This window comes from Corallococcus sicarius (assembly GCF_003611735.1).
Lineage (GTDB): Bacteria > Myxococcota > Myxococcia > Myxococcales > Myxococcaceae > Corallococcus > Corallococcus sicarius.
In genome coordinates, this window is sequence record NZ_RAWG01000128.1 from 1 (window position 1) to 25,348 (window position 25,348).

Annotated in this window: 15 protein-coding genes and 1 pseudogene; 10 read left to right on the plus strand and 6 right to left on the minus strand. The window is 71.3% G+C overall.

The window, feature by feature from the left end; genetic code table 11:
* The 4 genes and pseudogenes from D7X12_RS42945 to D7X12_RS20430 all read left to right on the plus strand — a co-directional run.
* A pseudogene (locus D7X12_RS42945) lies at positions 1–270 on the plus strand (hypothetical protein); the annotation flags it as partial.
* Between the two features lie 44 nt (positions 271–314).
* Positions 315–905 carry an RNA polymerase sigma factor gene (locus tag D7X12_RS20420; RefSeq protein ID WP_208719168.1) on the plus strand — a complete coding sequence of 197 codons (591 nt, stop codon included), beginning with the start codon at positions 315–317 and terminating at the stop codon, positions 903–905.
* On the plus strand, positions 905–1,711 hold the full coding sequence (locus D7X12_RS20425) for a tetratricopeptide repeat protein (RefSeq protein ID WP_120626954.1): 807 nt from the start codon (positions 905–907) through the stop codon (positions 1,709–1,711). Before D7X12_RS20420 ends, D7X12_RS20425 begins: the two co-directional genes overlap by 1 nt.
* 163 nt (positions 1,712–1,874) lie before the next feature.
* The gene (locus D7X12_RS20430) at positions 1,875–3,053 is read left to right on the plus strand and encodes a DUF7305 domain-containing protein (RefSeq protein ID WP_120626968.1); all 1,179 of its coding nucleotides are present in this window, start codon (positions 1,875–1,877) and stop codon (positions 3,051–3,053) included.
* A 10-nt stretch (positions 3,054–3,063) separates the two neighbouring features.
* On the opposite strand, the gene purU is transcribed toward D7X12_RS20430, so the two are convergent.
* On the minus strand, positions 3,064–3,927 hold the full coding sequence (purU, locus tag D7X12_RS20435) for a formyltetrahydrofolate deformylase (RefSeq protein WP_120626955.1): 864 nt from the start codon (positions 3,925–3,927) through the stop codon (positions 3,064–3,066).
* 132 nt (positions 3,928–4,059) lie between these two features.
* Here purU and D7X12_RS20440 point away from each other — a divergent pair, with 132 nt between their 5' ends.
* From D7X12_RS20440 to D7X12_RS20455, 4 genes are all read left to right on the plus strand, one after another.
* On the plus strand, positions 4,060–4,929 hold the full coding sequence (locus D7X12_RS20440) for a TIGR02587 family membrane protein (RefSeq protein WP_120626956.1): 870 nt from the start codon (positions 4,060–4,062) through the stop codon (positions 4,927–4,929).
* Entirely contained in the window at positions 4,926–5,306 is a 381-nt protein-coding gene (locus tag D7X12_RS20445) for a hypothetical protein (protein ID WP_120626957.1), read from the plus strand. The genes D7X12_RS20440 and D7X12_RS20445 overlap by 4 nt, the downstream gene beginning before the upstream one ends.
* Before the next feature lie 69 nt (positions 5,307–5,375).
* Positions 5,376–8,630: a carboxypeptidase-like regulatory domain-containing protein gene (locus D7X12_RS20450; protein ID WP_120626958.1), complete on the plus strand. Its 3,255-nt coding sequence runs from the start codon at positions 5,376–5,378 to the stop codon at positions 8,628–8,630.
* A 71-nt stretch (positions 8,631–8,701) separates the two neighbouring features.
* On the plus strand, positions 8,702–11,956 hold the full coding sequence (locus D7X12_RS20455; protein ID WP_158620084.1) for a carboxypeptidase regulatory-like domain-containing protein: 3,255 nt from the start codon (positions 8,702–8,704) through the stop codon (positions 11,954–11,956).
* Between the two features lie 72 nt (positions 11,957–12,028).
* Here D7X12_RS20455 and D7X12_RS20460 read toward each other — a convergent pair whose 3' ends face one another.
* On the minus strand, positions 12,029–15,013 hold the full coding sequence (locus D7X12_RS20460; protein WP_158620085.1) for a M4 family metallopeptidase: 2,985 nt from the start codon (positions 15,011–15,013) through the stop codon (positions 12,029–12,031).
* 195 nt (positions 15,014–15,208) lie between these two features.
* Here D7X12_RS20460 and D7X12_RS20465 point away from each other — a divergent pair, with 195 nt between their 5' ends.
* Positions 15,209–17,899: a carboxypeptidase regulatory-like domain-containing protein gene (locus D7X12_RS20465; protein WP_147443743.1), complete on the plus strand. Its 2,691-nt coding sequence runs from the start codon at positions 15,209–15,211 to the stop codon at positions 17,897–17,899.
* Here D7X12_RS20465 and D7X12_RS20470 read toward each other — a convergent pair.
* The 4 genes from D7X12_RS20470 to D7X12_RS20485 all read right to left on the minus strand — a co-directional run bounded on the left by D7X12_RS20470 (position 17,896) and on the right by D7X12_RS20485 (position 24,730).
* Positions 17,896–19,074, minus strand: a complete 1,179-nt coding sequence (locus tag D7X12_RS20470) for a lytic polysaccharide monooxygenase (protein ID WP_120626962.1) — start codon at positions 19,072–19,074, stop codon at positions 17,896–17,898. The two genes, D7X12_RS20465 and D7X12_RS20470, sit on opposite strands and share 4 nt — an antisense overlap.
* A gap of 74 nt (positions 19,075–19,148) precedes the next feature.
* Positions 19,149–20,573, minus strand: a complete 1,425-nt coding sequence (locus D7X12_RS20475) for a DUF1552 domain-containing protein (RefSeq protein WP_120626963.1) — start codon at positions 20,571–20,573, stop codon at positions 19,149–19,151.
* Positions 20,570–22,273 (minus strand): DUF1592 domain-containing protein, encoded by a 1,704-nt coding sequence (locus tag D7X12_RS20480; RefSeq protein WP_120626964.1) that lies wholly within the window; start codon positions 22,271–22,273, stop codon positions 20,570–20,572. Before D7X12_RS20480 ends, D7X12_RS20475 begins: the two co-directional genes overlap by 4 nt.
* Positions 22,274–22,405: 132 nt before the next feature.
* The gene (locus tag D7X12_RS20485) at positions 22,406–24,730 is read right to left on the minus strand and encodes an ATP-dependent helicase (protein ID WP_208719166.1); all 2,325 of its coding nucleotides are present in this window, start codon (positions 24,728–24,730) and stop codon (positions 22,406–22,408) included.
* Between the two features lie 141 nt (positions 24,731–24,871).
* Between D7X12_RS20485 and D7X12_RS20490 the strand changes: the two genes are divergently transcribed.
* The gene (locus D7X12_RS20490) at positions 24,872–25,345 is read left to right on the plus strand and encodes a PaaI family thioesterase (protein ID WP_120626966.1); all 474 of its coding nucleotides are present in this window, start codon (positions 24,872–24,874) and stop codon (positions 25,343–25,345) included.
* Positions 25,346–25,348: the final 3 nt, after the last annotated feature.

The window sequence follows — 25,348 nt, forward strand, 5'->3', positions numbered from 1 at the left end:
GGTGTGGCGGGGTTCTGGCGGAGCACGGAGGCGCTCGCCGCGGAGGTGGAGCCCGCGCCGTCGCGCCTGCTCGTGGCCTTCGTCGTGGGGCCGGCGGTGCGGGTGGCGTGGCGGCTGGGGCCGGTGCTCGCGCTGGAGGCGGTGCTGTCCGGGGAGGTGCTCCTGGGGCGGCCCCGGCTGGGCTACGCCGTGGACGGTGGGTTCGTGCTCCGGGAGGACGGCGCGTCCGTGCGGCCCCGACTGGGAGTGGGGATGGTGATTTTTCCGTGAGCACCGATGACCCGATTCCGCCCCGTGCCTCCTCCCTGTCGGACATGAGGAGCTCGGGCTCACATGCGACCGTGGTCCCCCGTGCGGGGGACGACGCGCGGCTGGCGGCGGCCATGCGGGGCCAGCGCGACGCAACCGAGGCCCTGCTCCTGGACCTGCTGCCCCGGGTGCGCAATCTGGTGCGCTACCTGGTGCGGGGGGACTCGGACGTGGAGGACATCTCGCAGGAGTCCCTCATCGCCCTGGTGCGGGGCCTGCCCACCTATCGCGGCGACGGGCGGTTCCACGGCTGGGTGGACCGGGTGGTGGTGCGCACCACGTTCGCGTGGCTCAAGCGCTCGCGCGGGCGCGAGGCCCGCTACAGTGGGGATCCGGTGGAGCTGCTGGCGGTGCCGTCCGACGAAGCGCCAGCGGATGAGTACGTGCATCGCCGTCACATGGTGGCGCTGCTGGACAGGCTTTCAACGGAGCAGCGGCATGCGTTGGTGTTGCACCACGTGCTGGAATTGAGCGTGCAGGAGATCTCCACGGAGCTGGGCATCCCCTTCGAGACCGTGCGCAGCCGGCTGCGCCTGGGACGCACCGCGCTGCGTGCGCTGGCCGCGGACGGTGACGCGCCGGAAGGGGGCGCGTGATGAGCCCCTTGCCTCCCGGGGACGGTGACGGGGATCCGCTGGAGGACCTGCTGCGGCCGCTCGATGACGGTCCGGGGCCGGCGCGGCGGCTGTCCCGCAAGCGTTCGAGCGCGCTCGTGCAGGCGGCGCTGGATGCGGCGCTCCAGCCTGAGGCGCCCGCGCCTCCTTCGCCTCGGCGCAAGCGGCCTCCCGTGTGGTTGATGGCGGGCGCGGCGCTCGTCTTCACCGGGGCGGCGGCGGCGGCCGTGTGGCGCTTCTCGGCTCCCAGTTCCGTGACACCGGCGGTGCTGACGCCGCACGTCCCCGAGCCGACCCGTCTCGCCACGCTGGAGCCGGTGCCCCTGCCCGCTCCGGCACCGTCCGAGCCCTTCGTCATCGAACACCCCCGCCCTGCCCGTCCGGCCATCACCGTGCGGGAGTCGTCGAAGCCGGAGGACCTGCTGCGGCAGGCGAACGGGTTCCGCGCGGCGGGGAAGTGGAAGGATGCGGAGGCGCTGTACCTGCGCGTCATCCGCGCGGAGCCGTCATCGCTGGCGGGCTACGTCGCGCGGGTGGCCTCGGGGTCGCTGCGGCTGGAGCACCTGGGAGATGCGCGTGGGGCGCTGCGCCAGTTCCAGGACGCGCAGCGCTCGCAGCCCGGCGGCATGTTGGATCCGGAGGCACGGCATGGAGAGGCCGAGGCGTACCGGGCGCTGGGGGACACGGCGGCGGAGGCCCGGGCGCTGGGCGCATTCATCGCCTTGCATCCCGACTCACCGTTGAGCGCCACGGCCCGGAGCAGGCTGCGGGAGTTGTCACCGCGATGAGGAGTGCGGCGGACGGAGCCCTGGCGGCTCACGGAATCGGAGGCGACAGGCACCTTCTCTTCACGGAGCTTCGCGTCCCGGAGTCAGAACTGTGCGCCGTCGCCACGAGGAGCTTCGTGGAATGCACCACTTCGCAGCGACACCTCCCGTCCCGATGCGACGCATGAGGATCCGCGTCGCCGGCTTGATGCTGCTGGGCGCCGCGTGCACCGTGAATGATCCGGTGGCCACGCTGCACCGCCCTGACGCGGGCAACGTCCCGGACGACTGGGCCGAGCACTGCGCCGACAGTGGACCACCACTGCTGTTGGGCGACCCCGCCGCGGGTCCCCTCGTGTGCAGCGGCCGGCTGGCGGAGACCTTGTTCCGCCGCGCGGCGTGCTCCTGTGAAGGACTCTCCTTCAGCGCGCCCTTCCTCACGGATGCGTTCCGGAGCAGCGTGGGCCCGTACTCGCCCGGTGGCGCGGGCGGCGACGTGGGCGTGAATGGCACGCTGTCCGCGAACAACCGCGTCCAGGTGGGCGGCAGCCTCCAGGTCGGCGGCGCGGGGCTCATGCTCGCGGGTCCGCTCTCCGTGGGCGGCGGCCTGGACAGCAGCGGTCCGCTCTCCGGTCCCACCGCGACCGCCACCGTGGCAGGCGACGCGCGGGTTCGCGGCGACGTGACGCTCGCGGCGCTCACCGTGGGCGGAGTGCTCACCGTGCCACCCGAGTTCACGCCTGGACCCGCGCAGGCGGCTGAGTTACGCCGTGAGCCCGTGGCGCCCGTCGTCCCGTGCGGCTGCGACGACGCGTCCCGCTTCGACCCGGGCGCGCTCATCGCCCGCCACACCGTGGACAACGACAACGCGGCCATCGGCCTGGATGCGGCGACCCTGGAGGACGTCACCGGCGAGCGCGTGCTGGAGCTGCCCTGCGGCCGCTTCCTGCTCACGCGCGTGGCAGGGCCCGGCCGGGTGACGCTGCGCATCCGGGGCCGCACCGCGCTGTTCATCCCGGGCGGCATGAACCTGCTCGAAGCGCTCACCGTGGACGTGCCGCCGCCGGGAGAGCTGGACCTGTTCCTGTCGGGCGCCTTCGTCGTGTCCGGCCAGCTCACGCTCGGCTCCGCCACCCGGCCCTCGCGCGTGCGCGTCTACGTGGCGGGCACGGAGCCCCTCGACATCTCCGCGAACGGCCTGCTCGCCGCCAACCTCTACGCGCCCCAGGCCCGGCTCAACCTGAGCGGCAACGCGGAGGTGTTCGGCGCGCTGTTCGTGCGCGGCCTGGAAGCGTCCGGGGCCGTGCAGGTACACCACGACGCCGACGTGCTCGACGCCGGCGCGGCCTGTCCCGCGCCATAGCGCGCGGGCGTCAGCGGAAGACGACGGTCTTGTGGCCGTTGAGCAGGATGCGGTGCTGCACGAACCACGTCACCGCGCGGCCCAGCACCACGCTCTCCACGTCCCGGCCCATCGCTGTCAGCGCCTCGGGCGAGAGCGTGTGGTCCACGCGCTCCACGTCCTGCTCGATGATGGGCCCCTCGTCCAGGTCGCCCGTGACGAAGTGGGCCGTCGCGCCAATCAACTTCACGCCCCGGTCATACGCCTGCTGGTAGGGCCGCGCGCCCTTGAAGCTGGGCAGGAACGAGTGGTGGATGTTGATGAGCCGCCCCCGGAGCGCGTCGCACGTCTCCGCGGAGAGGACCTGCATGTACCGGGCGAGCACCACCAGGTCCACGCGCTGCTCGCGCACCAGCTCCAGCAGGCGGGCCTCCTGCTGCGGCTTGTTCTCCGGCGTCACCGGCAGGTGGTGGAACGGGATGTCGTGCGACGCCGCCAGTTGGTAGAAGTCCCGGTGGTTGGACACGATGGCCGGGATCTCCACCGGCAGGAAGCCGCTGCGGTAGCGATACAGCAGGTCGTTCAGGCAGTGGCCAATCTTGGAGACGAGCAGCAGCACCCGGGGCTTCACCGCCGCGTCGTGCAGGTGCCACTCCATGGAGAAGCGCGACGCGAGGAGCGCGAACGCCTCGCGCAGCGCCTCCGGGTCCGTCTTGGACACCTCGTCCGCGAAGTGCACGCGCATGAAGAACAGCCGCGTCTGCGGATCTCCGTACTGACCGCTGTCGAGGATGTTGCAACCATGCTCCGCGAGCCAGCCGGAGACGGCGTGGACGATGCCCCGCTGATCCGGGCACGACAGCGTGAGGATGTACTGGGAAGGACGCTCGTTCATGGGCACCGTGGACTGTAGCGGAGGCGCCTCTTCTGGCGACGGACGGCGGTCGCAGGACTTCGGCGAGTGAACGCCCGGCGCACCGACGGGGGGACTTCCCTCGCCGCGAAGCGACCCTAGACTGTCGCCTGCATGGCCGCCCCCCCTTCCGCCACCGCGCCGCGCCTCCGTCCGGTGTCGGACTCCCTGCGCGAGTACGGCCGGGGCATCGCGGGCGGGCTGCTCTTCAGCCTCCCGCTGCTCTACACGATGGAGGTCTGGTGGGCGGGCTTCACCTCCCATCCCGCGAGCGTGCTCGGCTACCTCGTGGGCACGTACGTGCTGCTGCTCGGCTACAACCGCTACGGCGGCTTCCGCCGGGACGTGAACGGGTTCGACGTGTTCACGGACTCGCTGGAGGAGCTGGGCCTGGGGCTCGTCGTGTCCGTCATCGTGCTCGTGCTCATCGGCCGCATCGGCCGGGACACGTCGCTGCAGGAGGCGGTGGGCATGGTGGTGGTGGAGGCGGGCACGGTGGCCATTGGCGTGTCGGTGGGCACCGCGCAGTTGGGCGGACAGCACCGCGAGGAGGATCCCGAGGAGGACCGGCGCCGCCTGGACTCCGCGGACCACGTCCCCGGACAGCTCGTCATCGCGTTCTGCGGCGCCGTGCTGTTCGCCGCCAACGTGGCGCCCACGGAGGAGATCGTCGTGATCGCCACGGAGACCTCGCCCTGGCACCTGCTGGGACTGGCGATGCTGTCGATGCTGCTGGGCGGGCTCATCCTCTTCCAGAGCGACTTCACGCGGGCGCATCGCTTCACGCGCCGCCGCCTGCGCCGGGACGTGCTGGCCGGGACGGTGGTGACGTATGCGCTGGCGCTGATTTCGAGCGCGCTCGTGCTGTGGTTCTTCGGCCGGTTCGCGGGCAACGGCCTGGGCATCTGCGTGGCGCAGGTGGTGGTGCTGGGACTGGCGTCGACGCTGGGTGCGTCCGCGGGAAGGCTGCTCATCCAATCATGAAGACGCGTTGGAACTGGCTGGAGGGCGTCGTCTTCGCGTCGAGCTGCGTGCTCGTGGCGCTGGTGCTGGGCTACCTCGCGGTGGATGCGTGGAGAACAGACAGCGGCCCCCCGGACCTGGCCGTCACGGTGGGAACGCCGGTGCGCGGCGCGCAGGACTGGCGCGTGCCCGTCACGGTGGAGAACCGCGGCGACACGGCGGCCGAGGAGGTCCACGTGCGCGTGACGCTGCGTGGAGAGGCTCCTTCCGGAGAAGAGGTGGAACTCGTGCTCGCATTCGTGCCCCGGCATTCGAAGCGGGAGGGCTGGGTGACCTTCCGGAAGCAGCCCCCACCCGCCGGAGTGGAAGCCCGCGCCGTGGGCTACGCGACCCCCTGATTCACGGGCCGGTGCGCGGGAGCACCCGGTTCGCGGCTATCCTGGGTCCAGGCACCTGGGAGGCCGCGCATGCGTCAGGGGATCCGCAGCAAGGCGTGGATGGGCGTGGCCGTCATCGTCGGGCTGCTCCTGGCGCTCTACCTGCGTGAGCGCGGAGCATCTTCGAACCGGGCGGCGCGGAAGGCCTCCACCGCCGCGGCGACGTCCGCCAGGACCGGCGCCACGACGCGCGCCATGCCCGTCCCGGACGGAAGCCTGCGCATCACGGGCGTCGCGCGGGATGCACAGGGTCCCGTCGCGGGCGTGCGCGTGTCCGCGTCGCGCGTGGAGCCCGAGGAGACGCTGTCGGAGCGCTCCTGCCCTCCTTCCGAGGACAGCATTGAGGCTCCAGGCGCACCGCCGGCCCGGCTGAAGGACTGCTGGACGCGGGCCTACGACGAGGTGGTCACCGAGGTGAGCGCCCTCACGGGAGAGGCGCGCGTCCTCGCGGAGACGACCACCGGGGAGGATGGCAGCTTCGTCCTCGACGGGCTTCCGGAGGGCGCGGTCACCCTCTGGGGATTGAGCGAACAGGGCGCGGGGAGGCTTCCCGGCGTGACGGCGGGGAAGCAGGACGTGGTGCTCGCCCTGGAGGACGGGCTCGTCTTCGAGGGAGTCGTCAAGGACGGAGCTTCAGCAGATCAGCCCTTCCCGGGCGCCCGGGTCACCGTGTTCTCCCACGAGCACACGCGCTTCTTCACCGCCTCCACCGATGCCTCGGGGCGCTTCCGCATCGGGCCCCTTCCCCGGGCCTACTACGCGGCGCTCATCACGGCCGAGGACCGGGGCCCGCTTCTCTTCCAACGCGCCCATGCACTCGGGTCCGAAGAGCTGACGCTCCTGCGGCCTGCGCGCTTCGCGGGGCAGGTGGTGTCCAGGGCAGGCACACCCGTGCCCGGGATCCGGGTCCACCTGCATTCGTATCACCGCAACCACGCGTTCCAGCTCACCACCACGGACGCCCAGGGACGCTTCTCCATCCTCACCACGGCGAATCCCAATCAGGGCATTCTCTTCGCCGAGACCGCCGAGCATGACGCCTTCGTCGAACTCAAGACCCTCCCCAGGGACAATCTGGTGCTCACGCTCCAGCCCGGCGTGTTCCTGGAAGGCACCGTGCGCGACGACGCCGGGAGGCCCGTCCTGGGGGCACAGGTGGACGCGCAGCCCTGGGATGAAGGTGGCCCATCGGAGCAGGGTCGGGCCGTCACGGACGCGAAGGGGCACTACCGACTGGGCCCCCTGCCCCCGCTGGCACATTGGGTCGAGGTCAAGGCCGCGCACTACGTCGACGTGCAGCCGCTCCGGCACCCGCTCGACACGAACCGGGAGCCGCTCGACTTCACCCTGCGGCGCGCCGTCTCCGTGGAGGGCCTCCTCGTCGATGCCGAGGGAGCGCCGCTCCCAGGGCGAAAGGTCGGGTTGAACGAGGGGTCGCTGTTCCGCCTCAGGCCGCTCGTGGACACCACCCGCACGGACGCGTCCGGGCACTTCGTCCTGGATGCCGAAACCGCGGGACCTGGAGTGCTCACGGTCGATGACGAAGCCTTCATCCCCCAGCAGCTCGCGGTGGACCTCCCGTCGCGCGAGGTGCGCATGGTGCTGCAACGGGGTGCCCGCGTGTCCGTCACCGTCCTGAGCGCGGCGGGAGCGCCCATGCAGGGCCTCTTCGTGCAGCTCTGGAAGGGCAAGGAGTGGGGCGAGTCCGAGCGTTCGGGCGCCACGGACGAACAGGGCCGGGTCACGCTCCAGGGCGTGAAGCCCGGCACCTACGTGGTGGAGGCCTCGCTCCAGGCGCAGTCCCTGGAGCAGGACGTCTCACAAGCGCTGGAGATCACCGACAGCGGGGACGTGGAAGTCTCGCTGCGAATGGAGGAAGGCCGCTCCCTGCGGGGCGTCGTCGTGGACGCCCGGGGCCAGCCCCTTCCCGGCGTCGCCATCGGGGCCTCCCTCCCCTACATGGACGTGCCGCGCTATCGCGCCCGTTCCGCCAACTGCGGGGACGGACGCCCGGATGGCGTCCTCACCGACGCGGAGGGCCGGTTCACCCTGCGACACCTGAGCGCCCCCCGCTACTCACTCACGGCGTGGCGAGAGGAGTACACCTTCGATCTCTCCCGCTCCCAGGGAGGCTCCCCCCATGCCAGCGACTCCCTGCTGGTGGGCGAGGACGTCAGCGAGGTCCGGCTGGTGATGCGGCGCAATCCGCACGTCCGGGGCCGGGCGGTCGCGGAAGGGGGCGGGCCGCTCGAGGACTTCGAGGTGAACGGACAGAAGTCCCGCACTCCGGATGGAAGCTTCGACCTGACGGTGGAAGACACCCGGCCCTGGCGGTTGCGATTGAGCGCCCGGGGCTTCGCGCCCCTGGAGCGCACCCTCACGCCGGAGGACACCGACGTGGACCTGGGCGTCCTCACGCTGAAGCGAGGCCGGACGGTGCGGGTACTCCTGCGCGACGCCGAAACGGGCGCGCTGTTCAACGGACGCGTGCGCGCCGACACGGGAGAGCTGGCCACGGTGACCGTCAGCTATCGCATCCGTGCGGAAGGAGACCTGGACGGAGGACGCTCCTCCGCCAGGGAAGTCCGGGGCGTGCCAAAGCAGGACGGGACCCTGCTCCTGGAGCACCTGCCCACCACGGCGTTCACGCTCGAACTGGATGCCCCTTCCTTCCTTCCCCTGCGCAGGGTGGTGGGCGCGGAGGAGGAAGCCGTCACGGTCCCACTGGAGAAAGGGGCCCGGGTGAAGGGGCATGTCCGGGATGATCAGGGCAGGCCCATCGAGGCGAGGATCCTCTTCATCCACTCCGACGGCACCGTCGACGATCGCACTCCCGACCCGGGAGCATTCAGCTTCCGCGCCCTGCGCCCGGGGCTCTACACGGTGAACGTCTATCCGTTCGAAGCTCCCCCTGAGGTCGTGTTCCCTCCCAGGACCGTGCACATTCCGCAGAGCGGTGAAATCACCCTCACGTTCGACGCCCTGGGCCCCGGCACTGTCCTCACGCTGGGAATGACGGAAGACGTCGGCACCGTCTTCCTGCTGCCAGGGCAGGTGCCCACGCCTGGCAATGCCAAAGCCTTCAATGACCTGGAGCCCCTGCAACACCCAGGGGGGAGATGGGCCGGCCTTTCGATGAAGTTCCGTCGTGTCCCGGCGGGCCACTACACGGTCCAGGCCGTGAGCCGCGCGGAGGACCGCATCCACCGGGAGGAATTGGACGTGCCCGCTCAAGGCACGCTGTCCCGCGACGTGCGCCCGGTGTGGACTCCCCTCGCCCGCTGAGAGCGGGGCCTGGGCTATCCTTTCCGCGCATGGGGGAAAGAACACGCAAGCGCGCGCGGTGGTGGCTGGCATTGGGAGCGTTGGCCGTCGCCGCGCTCCTGACCCTCTTCCTCTGGGGAAGCCGGACCTCCAGGCCCACGAAGGCCACCGCCCCCACGAAGTCGGGCGCGCACGTCGCGAGGGGCACGACACCCGCCACACCCGTACCGGATGGGCGGCTGCGCATCACCGGCGTCGCCCGGGATGCACAGGGTCCCGTCGCGGGCGTGCGCGTGTCCGCGTCGCGGGTGGAACCGGAGGAGACGCTGTCGGAGCGCTCCTGCCCGCCTTCCGAGGACAACGTCGAGGCTCCAGGCGCTCCCCCGGCGCGGCTGTTCAAGGGCTGCTGGACGCAGGCCCACACGGAGCTGCTGGACGCGGTGAGCGCTCGCGAGGGTGAAGCGCGAATCCTCGCGGAGACGACCACCGACGCGGACGGCACCTTCGTGCTCGACGGGCTTCCAGAGGGCGTTGTCACCCTCTGGGCGCTGGGAGAAGAGGGCGCGGCGATGCGTCCCGACGTGAGGGCGGGAAGCCGGGACGTGGTGCTGAGCCTGGAGGACGGACACGTCTTCGAGGGCCTCGTCACGGACGCGGACCCCGAGGATGCGCCCATCGCAGGCGCCCGGGTCACCGTCTTCTCGCACCAGCACACGCGCTTCTTCGACGCCGTCACCGACGCCCGCGGGCACTTCCGCATCGGACCGCTTCCCCGGGCCGACTACGCCCTTCTCATCACCGCCGACGGCAGGATGCCGCGCCTCTCCCAACTGGCCCGCTCGCTGGAGTCCGAGGTGTTCGTCCTCCAGCGCCTTGCGCGCTACGCGGGCCGGGTCGTGTCCGCGCGGGGCACGCCCGCGCCGGGGGTCCAGGTCGTGTTGTCCACCCCCCACCTGGAACCCGCCGTGCGCATCACCACCACGGACGCCCAGGGGCGCTTCTCCCTCATGGCGGCGGGCTCCCGGGAGAATGAACTCTTCGCCGAGACCGCGGCCCATGACGCCTTCGCCTTCGTGGAGAGCGCGCCCCGCGAGGACCTGGTGCTCACGCTCGAGCCCGGCGGGTTCCTGGAAGGCACCGTGCGCGACGACGCCGGGAAGGCGCTCGCGGGCGCGCGGGTCCACGCAAGCCGCATGGGTCCCCAGGGGTACTCCGAACACGGCCATGCGCTCACGGACGCGACCGGGCACTACCGCTTGGGCCCCCTGCCCTCGACGACCCTCTTCTTCCGGGCCTCGGCCGCGCAATACCTGGACACGGAGGCGACCCTGCACCCCTTCCACCCGGACACGGAGCCGCTCGACTTCACCCTGAAGCGCGCCTTCTCCGTGGAAGGCCTCCTCGTGGATGACGAAGGCCAGCCGGTCGCCGGGATGACGGTCTGGTTGCGGGAAGACGCTCCGTCGGACCGCGTGCGGCCCGGCCACCGCATCATGAGGACCGGTCGCTCCGACGCGGCGGGGCGCTTCGTCGTGGAGACCGGATACACAGGGCCCGGGTGGCTCCAGGTCTTCGACCCGTCCTTCCTCGACGGGAGGCTCGCGGTGGACATTCCGTCGCGGGAGGTGCGGCTGGTGCTGCACCGGGGCGCCCGCGTGTCCGTCACCGTCCTGGGCGCCGCGGGAGCGCCGCTGCACGACGTCACGGTGACGCTCTGGAAGCGGGAGGAGCGGGGCGTCGCTGAGCGCACGGGCGTCACGGACGAGCAGGGCCGGGTCACGCTCCGGGGCGTGAGGCCCGGTGGCTACGTGGTGGAGGCCCTGCTGCGGACCCGGGCCGTGGATCAGCACGCCTCGCGCCCCGTCGACGTGACGGAAGAGGAGGTCCCGGAGGTCTCGCTGCGGCTGGAGGAGGGCAAGACCCTGCGGGGGCGCGTCGTGAACACCCGGGGCCAGCCGCTCGCGGGGGTCGCCGTCCGGGCCTCGGTTCCCCAGGGGCACTCGCCCCGCTACCGGGAGCGGGAGCCGGACCCGGACGTCGACCGCTACGACAGCTACGACGAGGAGGCTCCGGAGGGCGTCCTCACCGATGAAGAGGGCCGCTTCACCCTGCGACACCTGAGCGCCCCCCGCTACGTGCTCACGGCGAGCCTGACGGGCCACCAGTTCGATGCGGCCCGCTCCCAGGGAGGCACCCCGGAGCGTGCGGAGTCCCTGACGGTGGAAAGCCATGCCAGCGAGGTCCAGCTGGTGATGCGGCGCATGCAGTACGCCCGGGGCCGGGTGGTCGCGGAAGGAGGCGCGGCGCTCGAGTCCTTCGAGGTGAACGACGAGCAACCCCGCACGCCGGACGGCACCTTCGAGCTGAGGGTGGAGAAGACCGGTGACTGGCGGTTGCGGGTGGAAGCCGAGGGCTTCGCGCCGCTGGAGCGCACGCTCACCGTGGACGGTGAAGACGACCTGGACCTGGGAACGCTCACGCTCAAGCGGGGCAGGACCGTGCGGGTGCTCCTGCGCGATGCCGTGACGGGCGTCCCGTACAGCGGCCGCCTGCGCATCCACACGGGAGCGACGCTCACGGTGGCCGTCAGCTATCGGATCCGCGCGGAGGGCGCCCTGGACGGCCCACCCCACCCGGACCTGCACCGGAGCAGGCCCACGCCGGATGGGACCCTGCTCCTGGAGCACCTGCCCACCACGGCGTTCGTGCTCGAACTGGACGCCCCCCTGTACCTGCCGCTGCGCAGGACGGTGGGCGCGGAGGAGGAGACCTTCACGGCCCAGTTGGAGCCAGGCGCCCGGGTGACGGGCCACGTCCGGGACACGCAGGGACGCCCTGCTCCCGCGGACCTTGTCTTCCTGGGCACCGACGGCACGCGGGTGGAGCACCGGACCGATGACACGGGAGCCTTCGACATCCGGGCCCTTCCCCCGGGCCTCTACACGGTCATGGCCTTTGCGTCGAACGACAGCAGCGACCTCCGCTTCCCACCGCAGTCCGTGCGGATCCCCTCCCGCGGAGAGGTCCCCCTCACGTTCGAAGCCCTGGGCACCGGCACCACCGTGACGCTGCGGATGACGGAGGACGTCCACACCGCCCTCCTGCTCCCGGGACAGGTGCCTGCCCCCGGAAGCAGCAAGGCGTTCGACTTCCTGATCTCACGACAACACCCCCAGGCGGAGTGGACCGGCCTGTCGCTGCGCTTCAGCCGCGTCCCCGCGGGCCACTACACACTCCTCGCCGTGAGCCGCGCGGGGGATGGGGTCCACCGGGAGGAGCTGGACGTGCCCGCCGATAGCACGCTGTCCCGCGACGTGCGCCCGGTGTGGACGCCCCTCGCCCGCTGAGAGCAGGGCCTGGGCTCTCCCACCGTTGGGGAAGCCCGTCCCCGGAAGCCCACCAGCGCCCCTGCCACCGCGTCAGGGGCAGCTCAGCGAGTACGCCCACTCCGTGGTGGGCTGCGCCGTGACGGGGTTGCAGTTCGGCTCCACGCGCACCTTCAGCTGCCCCGACGTCCCCGAGTACGAGAACGTCAGATTCCGGAGGACCGACGGGTCGCCCGTGGAGGCGCAGCCGGTATCGGCCACCAGGGTCGTGCCGGAGTAGACCTTGAGGCGGTCATGCACGGTGTAGGTGTGGTAGCTGAGCGTCACCGTCCCCGACGCCTTGCCCAGCTGGAACGTCCGCTCATCCACCTGCGCGCCCCCCGCGGTGGACATGGTGTTGCACGAGCCCACCAGCGTGACGGTTTGGTACGGCGTCCGCACGACGTTGGAGCGCTGGTCCATGCAGACGCCAAAGAAGAGGTACGTCCCCGGCGCGAGGGTGGCGGTGTGGCTCAGGCTGCGCGGGACGCCGCCCCCCACATCGGTGGTGTCGCCGCGCAGCAGCCCGCCCGTCGTGTGGTGGAGGGCGAGGTTCGACAGCCCCGCGCCGTCGTCACGCCCGGAGAGCGTCAGGTAGACCTTCCCGTTGTTCGCCGGGTCCACCGTCACCGCCAGCGAGCAGAGCTCCGGAGGCGTGCGGTCCACCACCAGCTCGTACCAGTTCGCCCAGGTGTTCCCGAACCGGTCGACCGCTTCGAACCTCAGCGTGTGGATTCCCTCCGAAGCGTTGCTGACATCCACGAGCACGCTGTCGAAGCTGAAGGTGGGGGGGAAGGGACTGCTCCACGACTGAGCGACCACCTCCGCCCCGTTCAGGAGCACCCGCGCCGACTGGATGCCATAGGCGTCGTTGCCGCTGAACTTCAGGTTCTGCTGAGGCACGTTCGTGAACCAGGGCGTCGCCGTGTTCGAGGTGATGGTGACATTCGGCTTCGCGACGTCGAGCGGGAAGTAGACGAGCCTGCTCACCTCGTTCCCGCGGGTGTCCTTCGCGGTGACGCTCACGGTGTGAAGGGTGTGCGTCCCATAGTGCTTCGGGTTGAGGGTGATGGCGCAGTGGCCGGTGCAGGCCTGGGTGTGCACCGAGGTGCCGGTGACGGCGGAGGAGAGGACCACCGTTCCGGTCTCCAGCCCGTTGGCGTCGCTCACGTCGACCGTGACGAGGGCCTCGGTCGGGCTCTTCTGCTCGGTGGTGATGGACACGGCGGGAGGCGTGCGGTCCGCGGGCGGTCCGACGTTCACCGCCGCCCAGGCATCCTCCACCGCCTTGTACTCGGGGGTGTGCGGCACGCGCTGATAGAGCGTCATCGTCGCCTCGAGCATCATCTCCCGGGTCGTGTGATAGTTGTTGATGCGCGAGAAGTAGATGCCGCTGAGCGTGTGGTACCAGATCCAGTTCGTCGCGTTGATGCCAAGGCCGGTGAGGCCCCTGGGGAGGAAGGCGCTCTCCCGCTGCGGATTCAGCAGACCGGGGGCCGGAGCCTGACCTGCCGGGAGCACGCCGACGCTGAGGAAGTAGAACATCCGCGCCAGCGGTCCCGCGGCGTAGTGCGAGGGCGCGGTGTCGATGCCCGGCGCCCAGGCGGGGTACATGAACGGGTCGATGAACGAGCGGCCGTAGCGGGCGTCCCCCCAGTTCCCGAACGTCCAATCCCCCCGCACGGTGATGGGCTTGCGGGGCCCTCCGCCGCTGCACGTCAGGGCGTTGCACGGAGCTGCCGCGAGCGCGAGCGCGTCGGGCAGGTAGAAGCCGGCGACCAGACCGAAGATGTCCGCCGTCCCCTCATCCAGTCCCCCCATCTCGCCGGTGGGGCCGCTGATGACCCCGGTCATCTGCTCGAAGGCCATGTGGCCGACCTCGTGGGCCACCGTCTCGATGTCGGTCAGCGGGACGTTCGAGAGCCCCTTCCCGTCGGGCACGTACCCGAGCACGATGACGCCATTGCCCGCGGGGTTGGCATTGCCCTGAGGGGCGTGGACATAGGCGTGGATGGGCCCGCCCTGGCCGTCCCAACCATTCCGGAGGTACACGTCGGAGAACATCCGGTGGGTGCCGTAGATGGAGATGTACGCGTCCGCCGCCGCGGTCTGCCCGTTGGCGGTATTGGGGCCCTGGAAGGCGTAGAGCAGGTTGTCGCCCCAGATGTTGCTCTTGCTCGTGTAGTCGAACGCCACGGTTCCATCGCGCTGGGTGGCGGCGGAGACGGAGTCGTACCGCTCGCTCTGGAGGTGGAAGAAGGCCCTCGCGCTCTGGTACGTGGGCAGGAGGACGTTGCCCGCGAACGCGCTGCGCAGCGAGGCCTTCGCCATGCCGGAGGGCGGGAAGGCCCGCTCCAGCACGGCGCCGTCACGCTCGCGGACGAACAGCTCGCGGGGCTCGTCTGGAGCGAACGCGGAGGTGACCTTCACCCGGGTGCCCCGCTCGAACCCCACCACCGTCTCATAGTCCGCGGCATTCCCGCCGGAAGCGCCGGGGCGCAGGCGGCGCTCGTAGACGGGCTCCAGGACCGCCTCGCCCACGTCGCCCACCGTGAGCCCCTTGCGTGCGACGTGGGCCCTGGCCTGCTTCAGGCCGGCGGTGGCGGTCCGCCGCGCGGGCGCGACGCCCTCGAAGGTGTCGGGCTCGCCGAGCACCTGGAGCGTGTCGTCCACGAAGACGATGACGCCCAGATCCCGTCCCGTCACGGGCGTGCCCTGGAAGACCTGCTGAATCCAGACGTGGGTGTCGCCCAGGGATTGGGTGTCGACCCGGCGAACCCGGAACGACAGGCCCGGCGTCCGCGAGGCGAAGCGGCGCTCCACCTCCGCGAGCGCCCGCGCCGAGCGCGGTGCTTCCCGGGCGCGAAGCACCGCGAGGTCCTGGGGGCTGACGTCGGGACGCATGGGCGTGGGAGTGGGAGTGGGAGTGGACGTGGCGCCGTCCCCCGTTTCAGCCAGCGCTTCCCCGGGGCCGTCCGTGGAATCTCCACACGCCACGAGGCCGAGCACGACGAGCACAGATGCGAAACGCCACTTCATGAATGTATCCCCCTCTGAGTACGGACCGTGACTTGTAGCAGCGGGCCTCCTCACGCGACAAACACGGGGACGGACTTCTGCTGACGCACGGCGCACCGGTGTGTGGAGTCCGCTCGCGCGCAGACAGCGCGGCATGGGCTATCCTTGCCGCCCATGGGGGAACGAACACGCAGGCGCGCGGGGTGGTGGCTGACTTTGGGAGCGTTGGCCGTCGCCGCGCTCCTGACCTTCTTCCTCTGGGACAGCCCGTCCCCGGAGCCTGCGAGCGCCCCCGTCACCGCGTCCGCCCCCGTGACGTCGGAGGCCCGCGCCGCGATGCTCACGACCCCGCCGCGTCCCTCCGGGAGTGGGCGCATCACGGGGCTCGTGCGGGATACCCGGGGCCTCGCCGCGAGCGCGCGCGTCTCCGCTTCGCGCACGGAGCCCTGGCGGACACTGTCGGAGCTGCCCTGTCCCGGCGTCGAACCCGACCAGGAGGGCCTCCCCGTCGCGCTCAAGGACTGCGGGTTCGAGTACCGGCGCATGAGGGTGGAGCTCGTGAGCGCACGGCTGGGCGAAGCCGACGTGTTCGCGGAGGTGGCGACCGGCGCGGATGGGCGCTTCGTGCTGGAGGGGCTGCCCGAAGGCAGCGTCACGCTCTGGGCCCTGGGGGACGAAGGCGTGGCGATGCAGGCCCACGTCCCGGTCGGCGGGGCTGACGTGGTGCTGGACCTGCAGGAAGGGGGCTTCATTGAAGGGACCGTCACGCAAGAGGACGGCAAGACGCCCATCCCCGAAGCCCAGGTGACGGTGATCCACCGCGAGCACACCCGCTTCTTCGACACGCACACCGATGCCCAGGGCGGCTTCAGCGTGGGGCCGCTGCCCAGGACCGCCTATTCGGTCTTCGTCGCCTCGAAGGGTTGGTCCTCCCGGTTCATCCCGGAAGCCAACCCCTTGAGAGCGCTCAAGCCCGTGAGGCTCACCCGCCCGACCCGCATCGCGGGCCGCGTGGTGGCGGTGGATGGAAGCCCCGCGCCGGGAGTCACCGTCCTGCTCGATGGCGACACCCCGCTCGCGACGGAGCAGCTCACCACGTCCGACGGGACGGGCCACTTCTCCTTCGACGACGTGCCCGCCGTCCCCCACCAGCTCTCCGCCGCGTCGCGGGAGGCGAACGCATTCGCCACGCTCAATGTGTCCCCCCCGCTGGAGGCCGTGGTGCTCCAGCTGGAGCCCGGCGTGTACGTGGAGGGCACGGTGCGCGGCGACAGCGGACAGCCCGTCGCGGGCGCGAAGGTCCTCACGTACCGGGAGGACGGCGGCCCCGCCTCCGCAGAGGCCACCACCGTGACGAGCGTGACGGGTCGCTACCGGCTGGGGCCCGTGCGCTCCGGGCCCCACACGTTCAAGGTGGAGGCAGCGCGCCACGTGGACCTGGAGCTCGCGGCCCAGAGGCTCCAACAGGGCATGGGGCCGCTGGACTTCACCCTCGTCCGCACGGCCTCCGCCGAAGGCATCGTCGTCGACGAGCAGGGCACTCCGCTCGCCGGCATCGCGCTGCAGTTCCGCAGCGGCGAGGAGGATTGGAGCGAAAGTCTGCACGAGGACACCCAGCTGTCGGATGCCGAAGGGCACTTCGTCCTGGACCCCCCAGAGCCAGGGCCCGGCTTCGTGTTCACCGAGGACCCGTCCTTCGTCTTCGGGCCGCTGGCGGTCCGGGTGCCCGCCACGTCGCTGCGGCTGGTGCTGGACCGGGGCGCCTCCGTGTCGGGCAGCGTGACGGACGCGCAGGGGCTGCCGGTGCGCGGGGCCACGCTGAACCTGGGGGACGCCCGGGGTGGCGACAAGCGCGAGGAGCTGCGGCGCTCCGCGACCACGGACGCTGCGGGTCGCTTCCTCCTCCAGGGCATCCGGCCCGGCCGCTACGTCCTGGAGGCGACCGTCTTCCGGGACTGGACCGACGAGCGCGTCTCCCGCCCCATCGAAATCACGGGGCGCGAACACGTGGACGTGTCCCTGCGCCTGGAAGAGGGCCGCACCCTCTCCGGGATGGCGGTGGACACGGCCGGCCTTCCGCTCGCGGAGGTGAGGATCCTGGCCACCACGCCCGACGTGGACGACCCTCCGTGGCGCCACCGGGAGGAGCCCCCTGGAGTCTCCGCGGGGGCGCGTTCAGGCCCGGATGGCCGCTTCACCCTGCGCCACCTGGTGTCCCCCCGCTACGCGCTGACCACGGACATGCCGGGCTACACCTTCCGTCCGGAGCGCTCCCAGGGAGGGACGTCCGAGGAGGAGGATGAGCTGTGGGTGGACGCGCACGCGCAGCAGGTCCGCCTGGTGTTCGCGAAGGATGGGCACCTGAAGGGCCGGGTCGTGGATCCAACGGGCAAGCCGGTCACCGCCTTCAGGATAAGCCTCTCGAACCGCGCGTCCGCCGGGGCGGCGGTGGACGCTCCCGACGGCTTCTTCGACTGCCCCGTGAAGGGCTCTGGCACCCGGACGCTCACGGTGCAGGCGGAGGGGTTCCCTGCCTTGCGCCGGGCCGTGACGACGGAGGAAGGCGTCGACCTGGACCTGGGCACCCTGACGCTCGAAAACCACTGGACGCTGCGGCTGCGCCTCCAGGACCGGGAGACCGGGGAGCCCCTCACCGAAGCGGACAAGCCCTTCGTGGCGTTCTGGCGCACCGGAGCCCGGCCGGGCGTCCACGGGCGGGCCGACGTCCGGCGCCCCACGTTCAGGAACGGCCTCTTCGAGGTGGAGGCCGTGCCCCCACTGCCCTTCACCGTGGAGGTGTCGACGAAGGACCACCGTGAGGTCACCCGGGACGTGACGTCCCGCGATGAAGTCCTCACGGTGCCCCTGGAGCGGATCACCGCCGTCGGTGAAACCGCGTCTCCCTAGCGGACGAACTCCCACGCATCCGTCCAGGCCATGCCCGTGCCCGGCGCGTAGTGCGACGCCGCCCCCTGGCACCAGCCGGAGTACGGGAAGGGCTTGCAGCGATACAGGTGCGCGTCCGTGCCCTCCACCAGCGTGCCGGCGGTGTAGCTGGAGAGGCCGGCCGGGTACTTGTACTGCGCCGTTTCGCCCGTCCCGCCATCCGAGCCGCCACCGGGGGCCGGCTTCTCCAGGTCGACCTGGAACGTGTAGCCCGTCTCCTTCGCGTACACGCGGTTGGCCAGCGCGTCCTGGACGGGGGTGACGGTGCCCGTCGTCTGGAGCACGCCCACCTGCACGCGGCTGGAGGTGGCGTTCACCTGCTGCGCCAGCCGGTGGATCCACGTGGCCGCCGGGGTGGCCGCGTCGAGCAGCAGGGGGTGGGACTCCGCGTCGCGGCCCGCGCTGTCGAAGAGGCGGAACGTCACCTTGCTGCCCTTGGCCAGGTCCTCGCGGGCCTGCACCTGGCCCAATTCCTTCCACACCACCGGCGGGGGCTGCGTGTCGCTGAACTTCACGTCCGTGCAGGCGTAGAAGGCCTCCGGGCTGTCGGCGCGCTGCCAGATGGCATAGATGACGTGCGCGCCTGAGCGACCCGCCGGGAAGGGACACTGGAGCCGGTAGCGGTTGTTCGTCGCGGAGACGTTGGTGACGTTGCAGAAGGGCGTCGCCTCCAGGTCCGACCACTTGAGGGGCAGCGCCGGGTTGTAGCCCGCCTTCGTCACGAAGAGCTGGAAGTAGCCCGTGGCGTGCACCGCGGTGGCGTGGAAGACGAACTCGAAGCGGCCGGTGGCGTCCGGGGTGATGAGCGTGGAGGGCCAGTCCGTGCGCGCCAGGTCCAGCCCCCGGTGGCTCTCATTGGCGGCGCTGCACAGCTTGCCGTCGGGGATGATTTCGCGGTGGCGCCCGTTGGCGGCGCCCTGCCGGACGCCGTTCCAGTCGTACAGCGCCTGCGTCCCACCGGCCTGGATCAACGCCTTGCAGGCGGCCGACCTGGGAGTCTCCGGCCCTTCCTTGAAGCAGGCATAGACGCGGCTGAGGGGTACTTCCATGGAGCCGTGCGCCGCCGCCACGCTGGCGGACAGCAGGGAGACCACGGCCAGCGATGCGGCGAGGACCTTCTGGATTGCTCGGAACATCCCTTCCTCCTCTGTTCAGCCACCAGGGAGGAAGGGCGGAGGCCTTTCGGGTCAATTCGAATCAGGCCAGCGAATCAGGCCAGCAATTCCGGCAGCAGGCCCTTGGGGTGCGAGGGGTCGCCGAAGTCATCCAGGGGCCCGCCCGCCGCGTTGCGCACGCCCACCGCGCTGCCAATGGTGTTGAGCAGCTTGTTGTGGTTGGGGTTGCCGCCGCCGGAGGCCGTCACCGCCACCCCCTGCTTGAAATAGCCATTGCAGCTCCCCGCGAGGATGAAGGGGACGTTGCGCGCCGAGTGCGAGGGCCCGCTGCCCAGGTCGTTGAACCAGACGGACACGCCCTGGTCCACCAGCTTCTTGCCATCGGGCAGGACGTAGGCCGCCAGCCGGTCCAACAGGTAGTTGAAGGTCTTGGCGAACTGCGCGTCCACGCGCGAGTGCAGCAGGTCCGACCCGGCGATGACGCCGCCCGCGGCGTCGTGCGACAGCCGGCGGTGGGAGATGAAGTGGTAGTTCTCCATCAACTGCCCCGTCGTCGGGTCCCGGTAGCGCGTGGCGCTGTCGTTGCCGTTGCCCACCTGGATGGCCACCGAGCGCGTGGTGCCGCACGCCACCGCGAGCACCGCGATGTCCATGTGCAGCCGCACCGTGGCCAGCACCTCGTCGCCGTCCGTGCTGTTGTAGCCAGGCGCCTGCTGCTGCAGCCGCAGCTCCTCGTCCGCCCGCGCGCGGCAGCTCAACGCGACCTCCAGGTCGCGCACGTTGGACAGGTGCAGGTCCAGGCGCTGGTGGTCGGTGCTGCTCAGCTCCGGCCGCGACTGGAGCGCCTTGAGCTGTCCGGACACCAGGTCGTTGATGCTGCGCTGGCGCACCAGGAGCGCCTCGCGGGCCTCCGGCGTGAGGCCACCGGGGCCGCCCACCATCGTCTGGTAGGCCACCCACGGGTCGTGCAGCGCGGCCCGGCGCGAGGCGCTGCCCCGGTAGGAGATGCACGGGCCGCCCAGCCAGCCGCCGCCCTGCCCCGCGTAGAGGAAGAGCGAGTCGCGCTTCTGGGGGTTCAGCTCCCGGCCGATGCGGTGGTCCAGCGACTCGCCGGACGCCTCGGAGTCGCCGCCCACGCCCTCCACGGTGGGGCCGCGCGCGGTGAGGCACTGCAGGGCGCCTCGCGCGTGGCCGTCGCCGTAGTTGTAGTCCCGCATGTTGACGTTGCGCACCACCAGCAGGCGCGCGCGGTGGTCCGCCAATTCCACCAGCGACTTGCCCGCGAGCGTCGTCGTGGTGAGGGCGCCCAGGGGCTCCGGCCAGAAGCGCTCCGGCTCCAGGCCCAGCTCCTGGGTGTTCTGCGCGGCGGCCACGCCATCCGCCTGGCGCAGGAAGATGGCGAAGGGCAGCGCCCCGGGCTCCGCGGCCTCGACCCTGCGGGGCATCAGCCCCTCCAGCACCGGCAGTCCCAGGATGGCCCCGCCCAGGCCCTGCAACACGCGTCGACGGCTCAGTTTCACGGCAGCTCCTCCAGGTGGCGGTTCACGAAGCCCACGCCCGTGACGACTTCGACGACCAGGTCCACGATGGACAATTGCCCCGCCTGCGACAGCTTCCCCAGCCGCGACACCAGGGCCGTGTCCTCCGTGGCCGCCGGGCGCCCGCTCAGGAACTCCACCCAGTGGCGCGCGTAGCACTCGTGCACCGCCTGCGAATCCGCCAGCACGTCCGACAGGTCCAGCGCGTCCTTCACGGCGACCCGCTGCCCGCCGATGCCCGGCGACGACGTGGCATCCACCGGGTGCCCGTTGTCCGTCGTGCGGAAGCCGCCCACCGCGTCGAACTTCTCGAAGGGGAAGCCCAGCGGGTTGATGAGCGTCGAGTGGCAGGACGCGCACACCGAACCGGGCGCCTCCGTGTGGGACGTGACGACCTCCCGGTTGGTGCGGCCGTTGGGCGCGGGCAGCGCCGGGATGTTGGCCGGCGGCGCGCCAATCTTCTGGCACAGCAGGTGCTCCGACAGGAACACGCCGCGGTGGATGGGGTCCGGGTCCACCGACGTCGCGTGCGACGCGAGGAAGCCCACCTGCGTGAGCACGCCCCGGCGCTGCGTGGCGTCCAGCGTCACCGGCACGAAGTCCGCGGTGAACGTGCCGCTGAGGCCGTAGACGCGCGCCAGCTCGTCGTCCACGAAGGTGTCGCGCGACGTGAGCAGGTCCTGGAACCGCCCCTCGCGCTTGAAGACGACGGAGTCCACGAAGAGCGCGTTCTCCTTCGCCGCGGACGCGGACAGCTTCGCCGTGACGGTGGGGAAGCGCGTGGTGGACGGCCGGATGCTGGCGTAGCGGGGCACGTCGAAGATGACCTGGTGGTAGGCCCCCACCACGTCGCGCGCCCGCGCGTCCTTCATCATCCGCCGCGCCTGCTCCGCCACGCCCTCGCGCTTCGTCAGCGCCCCTTCGCGGGCGGCGGTGAAGAGCGCGTCGTCCGGCATGGAGTCCCAGAGCGCGTAGCTCAGCCGCGACGCCACCTCGTAGGCATCGAGCGGCACCTTGCCGTCCGCCGCCTGGGTGCTGCGCTCCACGCGGTAGAGGAAGAGGGGCGACTGGAGGAACCCCTCCAGCACCAGCCGCAGGCCCGCCTGGAACGGGGCCATGGTCGCGTACGCCGCGGGGCCCTTGCGGTACAGGACGAGGTACGCCTCCACCTCGGCGGCCGTCAGCGGCCGGCGGTGCGCGCGCAGCCCGAAGGACTCCACGAACGCCTTGGCGCGCGCCTCGTCGGTGTTGGTGCCGGGAGGCAGCAGCTTGCCCAGCTTCGTCGCGTCCGTGGCCACCTGGCCCGCGAGGTCCGCCGCCGCGCGCTGGTAGGCGCCCCACAGCGCCTCGTCCACCGACAGGGAGCGGGCGTCGTTGTCGAAGAGGAAGCCGCTCTGGGACGGATCCGCGCGGAACGTCTGCGCCAGGGCCGTGGGCGGCGAGGCCAGCCGCAACAGCTCCTGCACACTGCTCACCCACTGGGGATGCGTCAGCCGCGCGACCCGCACCGAGCGCGCCGGCTGCTCCACCGTCGCCGGTGGGTTGTTCGTGCCCCCCGGGCCGCCGCCCGGCCCGGGACCGCCCGGCTTCGCCGCGTCGAGGATCTGCCCTTCACAGCCGCCCAGCAGTGCCACGGAGGCCGCCAGCAGCGCGGGACTCCACCATCGTCGTCTTCGCGCCATCACGCAGTCGCCTCCATTCGTTGGGGCTCATCCCAATGAGGAGTCGACTTGTTGTCAATCCGTACACCGGCCAGACAGGCGTGACGTCACACTGAGACTGAAAACAGATGTCTCCACCGGATTAAAACAGCCTCAACCGGGAATAAGGAAGCGAGCGATGACCCGCTTGAGACCTACATCGCCGCCGAACTCCACCGTCACCTTGGCGTTGGGGCCGCTGCCATCCGTGGCGACGATGCGGCCGGAGCCGAACTGCTCGTGGCGCACGCGCATGCCGCGCACGTCTCCGCTGACAGCCTCCATGTCGGACGACGCCTGGGAGTAGCTGCGGTCCACGCGAGGGCCCGTCTCGTCGTCGTCCCACGCGCGGCGGCGCGGGGCCATGGCGGCGGGGCGCGGCGGCGCGGGCAGGTCGTTCTCCTTGAAGCCGAAGAGCGCCTGCGGCACGTCCGCGAGGAAGCGGCTGGGCGGGTTGTACTTGAGCTCGCCGAAGAGGGAGCGGCACTGCGCCAGGCTCACGAAGAGCCGCTTGCGCGCGCGGGTGAAGCCCACGTAGCAGAGGCGGCGTTCCTCGGCCATCTCCTCGCCGCCGTCCGGCTCCTCGCTCTTGAGCGCGCGCGAGTGCGGGAAGACGCTGTCCTCCATCCCGGTGAGGAACACGGCGTCGAACTCCAGGCCCTTGGCCGCGTGCAGCGTCATCAGCGCCACGCGGCCCTCGCGCACCTCCGCGTCCGCTTCGCCCACCAGGCTGATCTGCTCCAGGAAGGCCTGCAGCGGCGGCACGTCCGCGGTGAGGGGTGCGGAGTCCACGCCCTCTGGAGCCTCCTCCTCGCGCGCCTCGGCCGCCATCGCCGAGGCCACGGCGTCGGAGGCGCGCTTCAGGTCGAACTCCTGCGCCGCGCCCAGCAACTCGCGGAGGTTCTCCGCCCGGGTGAGCGCCTCGTCGCTGCCATCCGCGACGAGCGTCTCCACGAGCTTCGTCTCCTTGAGCATCTGGTCCACCGCGCCCGCCGCGTCCTTCGCCGTCTGGGCGAAGGCGTGCAGCGACACCAGCAGCTGGTGGAAGCCGCCCAGCCGCTTCTGCGCCGCGGCGTTGAGGGCGGGGATGCGCTGGCGCTCGCCGAGGGCCTCGTAGAGGCTCAGCCCCTGCTCGTTCGCGAAGTCCGTCAGCCGCTCCTCGGTGGTGTCACCGATGCCGCGCGCCGGCACGTTGAGCACGCGCAGCAGGTCCGCGTCCGAGCGTGGGTTCACCATCAGGCGCAGGTACGCGGACGCGTCGCGCACCTCCGCGCGGTCGTAGAAGCTGCGCCCGCTCACCAGCGTGTACGGCACGCGCCCGAGCCGGAGCGCCTCTTCCAGCACGCGGCTCTGCGCGTTGGTCCGGTAGAACACCGCCATGCTGGAGAACTTGATGAAGCCCTCGCGCTGGAGGGCGAGGATGCGGCGGGCCACCTCCTGCGCCTCCGCCCGCTCGTCGCGGTGGAGCATCAGCTCCAGGTTTTCGCCCTTGGGCCGCTCGCTCCAGAGCTTCTTCGCCATGCGGCGCGAGTTCTTCGAGATCACCTCGTGCGCGGCGGTGAGGATGTTCTGGTCGGAGCGGTAGTTCTGCTCCAGCTTCACCACCTTCGCGCCCGGGTACTGCAGGGGGAAGTTCAGGATGTTGTCCACGTCCGCGCCGCGCCAGCGGTAGATGGACTGGTCGTCGTCCCCCACCACCACCAGGTTCGCGGACGGCGGCGGGGCCAGCTGCCGCAGGAGCGCGTACTGCACGGGGTTGGTGTCCTGGAACTCGTCCACCAGCACGTGCGTGAAGCGCGTGCGGTAGCGCGACAGCACGTCCGGCTGGTCGCGGAAGAGCTTCACGAGCAAGAGCAGCAGGTCCCCGAAGTCCACCGCGTTCGCCGCGCGCAGGAGCCGCTGGTAGACGCGGTACACGCGCTGCACGATGGCGCCGCGCACGTCGTCGTTCTCCACGCGCATGTCGTCCGGCAGGCGCGCGGCGTTCTTCTCCTGGTCGATGCGGTGGAGGATCTCCCGCGGCTGCATCACCGGATCCACGCCCGCGTCGCGCATGGCGCGCTTGACGAGGCTCATCTGGTCGCTGTCGTCGTAGATGACGAACGAGCGCGTGAGCCCCACGTGCTCCGCCTCGCGGCGGAGGATCATCGCCGCGGCCGAGTGGAACGTGCTCACCACCAGATCGTTGGCCTGCGCGCCCAGGAGCGCGATGAGGCGCTCGCGCATCTCGCGCGCGGCCTTGTTGGTGAACGTCACGGCCAGGATGCGCCAGGGGAAGACGCGGCGCACCTTCACCAGGTGTGCGACCCGGCGGGTGATGACGCGCGTCTTGCCGCTGCCGGCGCCCGACAGGACGAGCAGCGGGCCGTCGCCGTGGAGCACGGCTTCCGCCTGGGGCGGGTTGAGGTCTTCGAGGAGGGCGGATTCGTGGGTGTTCACGGGGGTTTCCACGCAGGGAAGAACCCCGCCTTCTAACGTCTTTCGCCCGCCATTGTGGGGTCTTCCGCCGTCCGTGGCGCACGCCGGGCCGCCCGCCCCCGGGACAGGCAGGAGCACGCGGTATAAAGCGGGGAGCCCCCCATGTCCGACACCCCTTCGACGCCTCCCTCCCAGGCCCAGCTCGACCGCTTCGCGGAGGGCTTCAACCAGAGCCTCACCCTGCGCCACTTCGGCGCCCGGATGTCCTTCCCGGAGGGCCGCAAGGTGGTGGTGGCCCTGCCCGAGGTGAAGCCCGAGCACCGGGGCGGCCTGGGCACCTCCGCCGTCAACGGCGGCATCCTCGCGGCCCTCTTCGACCTGGCCATCGGCTGCACCCCGGCGCTCAGGGACCCCACGAAGCGCTGCGCCACCATCCAGCTGTCCATGAGCTTCGAGCGCCCTGCCACCGGCGACAGCCTCCAGGTGGAGGCCACCGTCGACCACGGCGGGCCGTCCACCGTCTTCGCGTCCGCCCGGCTCCTCGACAGCGAGGGGCGGGTGTGCGCCCGCTGCCAGGGCGTCGTGCGCGTCTCCTCCCAGCCCTGGGCCAACGGCGACAGCCCCGCCACCAACTGACAC

Bases quoted from the DNA above. Each gene is read 5' to 3' on its own strand.
- D7X12_RS20430 (WP_120626968.1), top strand. From the start codon at position 1,875: ATGAGGATCCGCGTCGCCGGCTTGATGCTGCTGGGCGCCGCGTGCACC.
- D7X12_RS20440 (WP_120626956.1), top strand. From the start codon at position 4,060: ATGGCCGCCCCCCCTTCCGCCACCGCGCCGCGCCTCCGTCCGGTGTCG.
- D7X12_RS20445 (WP_120626957.1), top strand. From the start codon at position 4,926: ATGAAGACGCGTTGGAACTGGCTGGAGGGCGTCGTCTTCGCGTCGAGC.
- D7X12_RS20420 (WP_208719168.1), top strand. From the start codon at position 315: ATGAGGAGCTCGGGCTCACATGCGACCGTGGTCCCCCGTGCGGGGGAC.
- D7X12_RS20470 (WP_120626962.1), bottom strand. From the start codon at position 19,074: ATGTTCCGAGCAATCCAGAAGGTCCTCGCCGCATCGCTGGCCGTGGTC.
- D7X12_RS20460 (WP_158620085.1), bottom strand. From the start codon at position 15,013: ATGAAGTGGCGTTTCGCATCTGTGCTCGTCGTGCTCGGCCTCGTGGCG.
- D7X12_RS20450 (WP_120626958.1), top strand. From the start codon at position 5,376: ATGCGTCAGGGGATCCGCAGCAAGGCGTGGATGGGCGTGGCCGTCATC.
- D7X12_RS20480 (WP_120626964.1), bottom strand. From the start codon at position 22,273: ATGGCGCGAAGACGACGATGGTGGAGTCCCGCGCTGCTGGCGGCCTCC.
- D7X12_RS20490 (WP_120626966.1), top strand. From the start codon at position 24,872: ATGTCCGACACCCCTTCGACGCCTCCCTCCCAGGCCCAGCTCGACCGC.
- purU (WP_120626955.1), bottom strand. From the start codon at position 3,927: ATGAACGAGCGTCCTTCCCAGTACATCCTCACGCTGTCGTGCCCGGAT.
- D7X12_RS20425 (WP_120626954.1), top strand. From the start codon at position 905: ATGAGCCCCTTGCCTCCCGGGGACGGTGACGGGGATCCGCTGGAGGAC.